General features: G+C 66.9%; 1 pseudogene. It reads left to right on the top strand.

The window, feature by feature from the left end:
* Window positions 1-31 precede the first annotated feature (31 nt).
* A pseudogene (locus ACLD7X_RS18425) lies at window positions 32-510 on the top strand (hypothetical protein); the annotation flags it as partial.

The raw sequence follows: 510 nt of genomic DNA, 5'->3' as shown, positions 1-510 counted from the left end.
CGTCCTCGTGGTGGCGGGCGTCATCTGCGGCATGGCGACCTTCGCCATCCTGACCGGCATGACCCCGGTGAAGCCGACGCGCGAGAGCACCATCCTGCTGCTCGTCGTCAACGCCATCGTGCTGCTGGTCATGGTGCTGCTCGTCCTCGGGCAGCTGATCTTCCTGCTGATCGAGAAGCGCCGCGGCACGCCGGGCGCCTCCCTGCACCTGAGGCTCGTGCTGCTGTTCAGCCTCATCGCGGTCGTCCCCGCGATCATCGTCGCCGTCTTCGCCAGCGTGACACTCAACCGCGGTCTCGATTCCTGGTTCTCGGAGAGAACGCGCGCCATCGTCGATTCGGCGGTGAATGTCGCCGAATCCTACGTGCGCGACCACGCGGAGGCCGTCCGCAACGACGTGGTGCAGATCTCGACGGACCTTTCCCAGCAGCGCACCATGTTCGAACCCGATCCATCGTCCTTCCTCAGGCGGGTGGCGCGCCATGCCGCCCTCCACGGGCTCCCGGCGAT

Source organism: Aphanothece microscopica RSMan92, assembly GCF_046613545.2.
Classification (GTDB): domain Bacteria; phylum Cyanobacteriota; class Cyanobacteriia; order PCC-6307; family Cyanobiaceae; genus NIES-981.
This window is presented reverse-complemented; position numbering and strand designations above follow the sequence as displayed.